8 protein-coding genes are annotated in these 6,571 nt (G+C 70.9%); 3 read left to right on the forward strand and 5 right to left on the reverse strand.

The window, feature by feature from the left end:
* The 3 genes from VFZ20_RS05560 to modC form a co-directional block, all read left to right on the forward strand.
* Positions 1-239, forward strand: a 239-nt coding sequence (locus VFZ20_RS05560; protein WP_329682845.1) for a molybdate ABC transporter substrate-binding protein, incomplete at its 5' end; no start/stop codon positions are given.
* Positions 236-910 (forward strand): molybdate ABC transporter permease subunit, encoded by a 675-nt coding sequence (gene modB, locus VFZ20_RS05565; RefSeq protein WP_329682846.1) that lies wholly within the window; start codon positions 236-238, stop codon positions 908-910. The genes VFZ20_RS05560 and modB, both read left to right, overlap by 4 nt.
* Complete coding sequence (modC, locus tag VFZ20_RS05570; RefSeq protein WP_329682847.1) at positions 907-2,025, forward strand: molybdenum ABC transporter ATP-binding protein; 1,119 nt, start codon at positions 907-909, stop codon at positions 2,023-2,025. Before modB ends, modC begins: the two co-directional genes overlap by 4 nt.
* Before the next feature lie 3 nt (positions 2,026-2,028).
* Here the strand turns inward: modC and VFZ20_RS05575 are convergent, their stop codons facing one another.
* From VFZ20_RS05575 to hslV, 5 genes are all read right to left on the reverse strand, one after another.
* The gene (locus VFZ20_RS05575; RefSeq protein WP_329682848.1) at positions 2,029-2,520 is read right to left on the reverse strand and encodes a hypothetical protein; all 492 of its coding nucleotides are present in this window, start codon (positions 2,518-2,520) and stop codon (positions 2,029-2,031) included.
* Between the two features lie 43 nt (positions 2,521-2,563).
* Positions 2,564-3,682: an XRE family transcriptional regulator gene (locus VFZ20_RS05580; RefSeq protein ID WP_329682849.1), complete on the reverse strand. Its 1,119-nt coding sequence runs from the start codon at positions 3,680-3,682 to the stop codon at positions 2,564-2,566.
* A gap of 43 nt (positions 3,683-3,725) precedes the next feature.
* Complete coding sequence (locus VFZ20_RS05585) at positions 3,726-4,070, reverse strand: DMT family protein (RefSeq protein WP_329682850.1); 345 nt, start codon at positions 4,068-4,070, stop codon at positions 3,726-3,728.
* A gap of 90 nt (positions 4,071-4,160) precedes the next feature.
* Complete coding sequence (gene hslU, locus VFZ20_RS05590; protein ID WP_349264068.1) at positions 4,161-5,588, reverse strand: ATP-dependent protease ATPase subunit HslU; 1,428 nt, start codon at positions 5,586-5,588, stop codon at positions 4,161-4,163.
* Positions 5,589-5,666: 78 nt separating this feature from the next.
* Positions 5,667-6,230 carry an ATP-dependent protease subunit HslV gene (gene hslV, locus VFZ20_RS05595; protein ID WP_329682852.1) on the reverse strand — a complete coding sequence of 188 codons (564 nt, stop codon included), beginning with the start codon at positions 6,228-6,230 and terminating at the stop codon, positions 5,667-5,669.
* Between the last annotated feature and the right edge of the window lie 341 nt (positions 6,231-6,571).

Genomic DNA, 6,571 nt, shown 5'->3' on the forward strand with positions numbered 1-6,571 from the left:
TCGCGGATCCCCGCGTGATTGGCATCGTCTACCGGACGGACCAGATGGCGTTCGCCGACCGCCCGCGCGTGCTGTACGCGGTGCGCGACGGGCCGCCCATCCGCTACGTGCTGGCGCAGGTGGCGGAGGGGGACAACCCCGTTGCCGCGCGCCGTTTCCAGGACCTGCTGACCGGCCCGCGCGGCGCGGAGGTCTTCCGCCGCCACGGCTTCGTCCCGCTACCGGCGGCCGCGCCGTGAGCCCGGCCGCGCTGGAGGCGCTGCGGTCCACGCTGCTGTGGGCCGCCCTGGCGACGCTCATCGTCATGGTCCCCGGGACGCTGGTCGCCTGGGTGCTGGCCCGCAAACAGTTCGCGGGCAAGCGCATCGTCGCCGCGCTCTTCAGCCTGCCGCTCGTGCTGCCGCCGACGGCCGTGGGCTACCTGCTGCTGCGCCTGTTCGCCGCGGACGGGCCGCTGGGACGCGACACGCTGGGCATCGACCTGGACGTGATCCTCACCTGGAAGGCGGTCGTCATCGCGTGCGCCGTCATGGCCACGCCGCTCATCGTCCGCACGGCGCGCGTGAGCTTCGAGGCCGTGGATCCGCGCTACGAGGAGATGGCGCGCACGCTGGGCCACGGGCGCGTCGTGACCTTCCTGCGCTTTACCCTGCCCCTGGCCTCGCGGGGCCTGCTCGCGGCGCTGATCCTGGGATTCACGCGCGCCATCGGCGAGTTCGGCGCGACCATCATCCTGGCGGGCAACATCCCCGGCCGCACGCAGACGCTGGCCACGGCCATCTTCAGCGCCCAGCAGGCGGGCCGCGAGTCGGAGGCGAACGCGCTGCTGATCATTGCCTTGATTGCCGGATTCGCTGCCGTGTACGCCACGGAGATCCTGTCCTACCGGCAGGCCGTCGCGCGCCGATGAGCGACGCCCTCTCCGTCCGCGTTCGCCTGCCCCTGGACCGGTTCGACCTGGACGTCGACGTCCGGACGACGCACCGGGTGACGGGTATCTTCGGCGCGTCGGGCTCCGGCAAGACGACGCTGCTGGAGACCATCGCCGGCCTGCGCCGCGGCGCGCGTGGCCACGTCGCGCTGGGCGATGAGACGTGGCTGGATGACGAACGGCGCGTGCGGATTCCCCCCGAGCGGCGCGGCGTGGGGTACGTGCCGCAGGACAGCCTGCTCTTTCCCCACCTGGACGTCCTTGGCAACCTGCGCGCGGGGCGCGGGCGGGCCCTGGCCGGCGGGCACGATCCCGACGCGGTGATGGACACGACGGTCCGCGTGCTGGACCTCGCACCGCTCCTGCGCCGCACCGTAACGACGCTCTCCGGCGGCGAGCGCCAGCGCGTGGCGCTGGGGCGGGCACTCTGCTCCGGGCCGCGCCTGCTGCTGCTGGATGAGCCGCTGGCGTCGCTGGACGCGGCCCTGCGCCGGCGCGTGCTCCCCTTTCTGCAGCGCGTGCAGGCGGAGTTCGCCATCCCCATCCTGCTCGTCTCGCACGATCCCGTGGAGGTGCAGGCACTCTGCGAGGACCTGATCGTGCTGCGCGAGGGGCGGATGATCGCCCGCGGCGAGCCCCGCGCCGTGCTGACGGACCCCGCCGTCTTCCCCCTCGCGGAGACGGAGGGGTTCGAGAACGTGCTCCCCGCCGTCGTCGCCGCCACGCGCGACGGGACGACGCAGGTCCGCCTGGGATCGGCCGGCGCGGGCCCGGCGCTGACCGTCCCCCGCTCCACCCTGCCCGTCGGACATCCGCTGCTGCTGAGCGTCCCTGCGGACGAGATCGTGCTGGCGCTGGAGCCGCCGGCCGGGTTGAGCGCCCGCAACGCCGTGCCCGCCCGCGTGGAGCGCGTGGAGGCCGTCGGTCCCATCCGCCTGGTCACCGCGCGCGTGGCGGACGACACGCCGCCGCTCGTCATCGAGGTCACGGACGACGCACGCGCGGAGCTGCAGCTCGCCCCCGGCACCGCGCTCTACCTGCTCATCAAGACCACCGCCATCACCCTCTACGAGGACCCGTCTGCCGGCGGATAGCGCTCACGACGCCAGCAGGAACCCGGTCCGCACCTGGGACAGCCAGCGCTCCGTGTGCTGCTGGAGCAGCGGCGGATTCGGGCTGGCGCCAACGGCGGACGCGAGCGCACCCAGCGAGTGCACCCGCTGGTGCCAGCCGAGCGCGACTGCCGCGCGGACGCACGCCTTGTCCGCCGAGCAGACGATCCACAGCGCATCGCCGCGCGCCAAGCGACTGTACGCGTGCGCGAACAGGTCGCGCTCGCCCGGATCCATGTTCTGCGCGTCCTCGTACGCCAGCGCGAACGTCGCGCGCTCCACGGCGCCGACCGCGTGCACCCTTCGCAGGCGCGCCAGGTCCCCCTCGCTCACCGGCTGGTAGCCGGCGCGGCCGCGATCACCGCGCAATGCCTCGTCGCGGCACTCCTCCACCGTCTCCACGCACAGGCCGCCCGCCACGGCGTTCCAGCACCGTGTGCGCACCGCCTCCATCACCACGTTCGTGTCCACGAGCACGACCGTGTCCCTTTGCGCGATCCCGGGGAGCAGCACGGCGCCCTCATCCCGGCATCTCGTAGGACGACAGCGGATGACCGTGCGCGGCGCACAGCTCCGACAGCTCCATCACGGACAGGTCCAGCAGTCCCGCCGCGCGTCGCAGGGAAAGGCGCCCCGTCTCCACGGCCCACGACACGCGCTCTACGAAGCGCCGGCTGAACAGCAGCGGCGTCGGCTCCTTCGCGGAGACGGGCGGACGCGGAGGCGACGGCAGGGCGCGCAGCTCGCCCCGCGTGAGGTAGCCCATGTTCACCATCCGCCACTGCAGCGCGGGCACGCTCACCCGAAGGGCCTCCGCCATGCGCCGCATCCACAGCGGCAGCTCCTCGCCGCCACGCCCCATCCAGCGGTTCACGACCACCGGCGCCGGCATCAGCAGCGTGGAGGCAAAGACCTCCGCCATCTGCTCCACGCGGTTGCCCTTGGTAGGCCGCACCTCCCACGGCTCCACGCGCCGCGGCGGCATCGCGTCCCACGTCAACAGGTGAAAGAGCTCGTGCGCCAGGTCGAACGAGCGCCGCCCCCGCGACTCTCGCCGGTTCACGAGGATGGCGTGCAGCCCGGGTAGCCGCGACGCCGCGCCCGAGATCCCCTCCGCCGCGTCCACGTGCAGCACGAGTGCGCCCAGCTGCGTCTCGATCGCCTCCTCCAGCACGTCCGCCGGCACGTCGCCCAGCTGCCAGTGCTCCCACAGCGCGTGGGCGCTCTCGTCCGCGTCCTCGAACGACGACCAGGGGTACAGCTCCAGCTTTTGCCCCAGCCGGCGTGGCTCCTCGCCCATCTGCCGCCCCAGCTCGCGGTAGGTGGCGATCCAGCGCCGCGCCTGCTCCTCGAACGCGGCCAGGACGGGCTCGGCCACCTCCTTCACGCGAAAGCTGAACGCCCCCTCGCCGATGAGCCGGAACGGGTCCACGAAGACATCTGGGTCGGCATCCAGCGCCCGCGCCACGCGCACCAGCTCGTCCGGCGAAACGCGGCGCTCACCCGCCTCGATGGACGCGAGTGTCTGACGGTCGTTGAAGCCTAGCTTCTCCGCCAGCTCCGCCTGCGTCATCTCCGCGTCCTCACGGAGCGCCTTGATGCGGCGCGCGATCCGGTCGTGCTGCGAGTGCGTCGTCATAGTCCAACAGTAATCTTGCATCACAAGGAATGCAAGAATATCTTCATCCCCGGAAGACGAAGTACACGGCGCCGCACATGCACAGGCCCGCCCACAGGTAGTTGAGCGAGATAGGCTGCTTCATGTAGATCACGGCGAACGGGACGAACACCGTCAGCGTGATGACCTCCTGCATGATCTTGAGCTGCGGCAGCGTCGCCACCTGGTAGCCGATGCGGTTGGCCGGCACCTGCAGCAGGTACTCGAACAGGGCGATGCCCCAGCTGGCGAACGCCGCGATGATCCACGGCTTCGTGTTGAGGTTCTTGAGGTGGCCGTACCACGCGAACGTCATGAAGATGTTGGAGAGCGTCAGCAGGCCGATGGTCTTGAGCAGCGTCGGGTTCATGGCAGAAAATGCGTGAGTGGCGGATGTGGATCGGCCCTCCCGCCGTGAATCCGGGGGAGGGCCGAGGTCCTGCGACTGCGATGACGTGGATCAGAGGATGTACTTGCGCAGGTCCTCGTCCTCCACGATGTCCTTGAGCCGGTCGTTCACGCGCGGGGGATCGATGACGATGCGCTTGTCCGCCATGTCCGGCAGGTCGAACATCACGTCTTCCAGCAGCGTCGTGAGCACCGTGTGCAGGCGGCGCGCGCCGATGTTCTCCATGCGCTCGTTGAGCCGCGCGGCCGTGCGGGCGATCTCGCGCACGCCGTCGTCCGTGAACTCCAGCTCCGCGCCGTCGGCCGCGGCCAGGGCGCGGTACTGCGTGACGAGCGCGTTCTTGGGCTCCTGCAGGATGCGGACGAAGTCGTCCTCCGTGAGCGAGGTGAGCTCTACCCGGATGGGGAAGCGCCCCTGCAGCTCGGGGATCAGGTCCGACGGCTTGCTCACGTGGAACGCGCCGGCGGCAATGAAGAGCATGTGATCCGTGCGCACCATGCCGTACTTGGTCTGCACGGTGGAGCCTTCGACGACGGGCAGCAGGTCGCGCTGCACGCCCTCGCGGCTCACGTCCGGTCCCGCGCCGCCGCTGCGCTCGCCCGCGATCTTGTCGACCTCGTCCAGGAAGATGATGCCCATCTCCTCCACGCGGTCCAGCGCCTCGTTGATCACCTCGTCCATGTTGACGAGCTTGTCGAGCTCGTCCTGGGTGATGATGCGGCGCGCCTCGGCCACGGTCACCTGGCGGCGCTTGGTGCGCTTGGGCAGCCAGTCCTGCAGCATGTCCATGAGGTTGCCGTCCATGCCGCCGCCGCCGTCCATCCCCCCGCCCATGGGGATCATCATGTTCTCGATGGGCATGGACTGGCTCACCTCCACCTCCACCTCGCGGTCCTCCAGCTTGCCGTCGCGCAGCAGCTGGCGGAACTTTTCGCGGGTGCGCTCGCGCCGCTCGCGGCTCTGCGCGTCCTCGGGGACGGCCTCGGCCTGGCCGGAGGTGGGGCCGGCGAACCACACGCGGGCGTCCTTCTTGTCGCCCTCGCCGCCGGGGGGCGGGGCGGGCGCGTTCTCGGGCGGGGGCAGCAGCAGGTCCAGCAGGCGCTCCTCGGTGCGCTGCTCGGCCACGTCCTGCACCTCGTCCTCGCGCTCCGTGCGCACCATGTTCACGGCCACGTCCACCAGGTCGCGCACCATGGACTCCACGTCGCGGCCCACGTAGCCCACCTCGGTGAACTTGCTGGCCTCCACCTTCACGAACGGCGCCCCGGCCAGGCGGGCCAGGCGGCGGGCGATCTCCGTCTTACCCACGCCCGTGGGGCCGATCATGATGATGTTGTTGGGGACGATCTCCTCGCGCAGGTCCTCGGCCACGCGCTGGCGGCGCCAGCGGTTGCGCAGCGCGATGGCCACGGCCTTCTTGGCGGCCTGCTGCCCCACGATGTACTTGTCCAGCTCCGCCACGATCTGGCGGGGCGTCATCTCGTCCAGCCAGAGCGGCTCCTGCGGCTGCCCATCGGCGCCGGCGGCCGGCACGTCCGTCCCATTGGTCGCCATTGCTCAGCCTTCGCTTCCCGCCGGGCCGTCCAGCTCCAGCACGGTGATGTTGGTGTTGGTGTAGATGCAGATCTCGCCAGCGATCTGGAGCGCCTGGCGCACGATCTGGGGCGCCGTCAGGGACGAGTGGTCCTTGAGCGCGCGGGCCGCCGCCAGGGCGTAGCTGCCGCCGCTGCCGATGGCCACGATGTCGTCGTCGGGGGCGATCACGTCGCCCGTGCCGCTCACCATGTACAGGTTCTCGCGGTCCGCCACGGCCAGCAGGGCCTCCAGCCGGCGCAGGTAGCGGTCGCTGCGCCAGTCCTTGGCCAGCTCCACGGCGGCGCGGCTCAGGTTGCCCGGGTAGCGCTCGAGCTTTTCCTCGAACTTCTCGAAGAGGGTGAACGCGTCGGCCACGGAGCCGGCAAAGCCCGCGAGGATCTTGCCCTCGCGCAGCTTGCGCACCTTGGTGGCGCTGCTCTTGGCGACCACGTCGCCCATGGTGACCTGCCCGTCGCCGCCCAGCGCGACCTTGCCGTCGCGGCGGACGGCCAGGATGGTGGTGGCGTGGAACGTCGTTATCGACATCGGTTCGGAACTGAAGTGCGTGAGTGCGGGAGTGCGTGAGTGCGGAAGTGAATTCCGCGCGCCCGCCATCTCCCGCGCCGTCGTATCATCCCCAAGCCCGGCGGCGATTTACCACGTCCGCCCGGGCGATTCAAATTACAGCAAGATCTCGATTCCGCCCGCCGGGGCGGACGCTCCGCGTCCGCCAAAGTGCCCGGAACCAGCATGCGCGGGGAAACGGGTCCACAACTTCGCCCCGCTACGCGAGATATGCAACCGTTGCGGCGGGGGGCTCGTGCACGGCGGCGAAGTGTCTCTCGCCCGCGGAGGGCCCCCTCCCCCCGCCCCCTGCCCCCGCTTCG

The sequence above is a fragment of the Longimicrobium sp. genome, assembly GCF_036280135.1.
In the GTDB taxonomy this organism is placed as follows: domain Bacteria; phylum Gemmatimonadota; class Gemmatimonadetes; order Longimicrobiales; family Longimicrobiaceae; genus Longimicrobium.

Coding starts and splice junctions, on each gene's coding strand:
- hslV (WP_329682852.1), bottom strand. CDS start 6,230: ATGTCGATAACGACGTTCCACGCCACCACCATCCTGGCCGTCCGCCGC.
- hslU (WP_349264068.1), bottom strand. CDS start 5,588: ATGACGCCCCGCCAGATCGTGGCGGAGCTGGACAAGTACATCGTGGGG.
- VFZ20_RS05585 (WP_329682850.1), bottom strand. CDS start 4,070: ATGAACCCGACGCTGCTCAAGACCATCGGCCTGCTGACGCTCTCCAAC.
- VFZ20_RS05580 (WP_329682849.1), bottom strand. CDS start 3,682: ATGACGACGCACTCGCAGCACGACCGGATCGCGCGCCGCATCAAGGCG.
- modC (WP_329682847.1), top strand. CDS start 907: ATGAGCGACGCCCTCTCCGTCCGCGTTCGCCTGCCCCTGGACCGGTTC.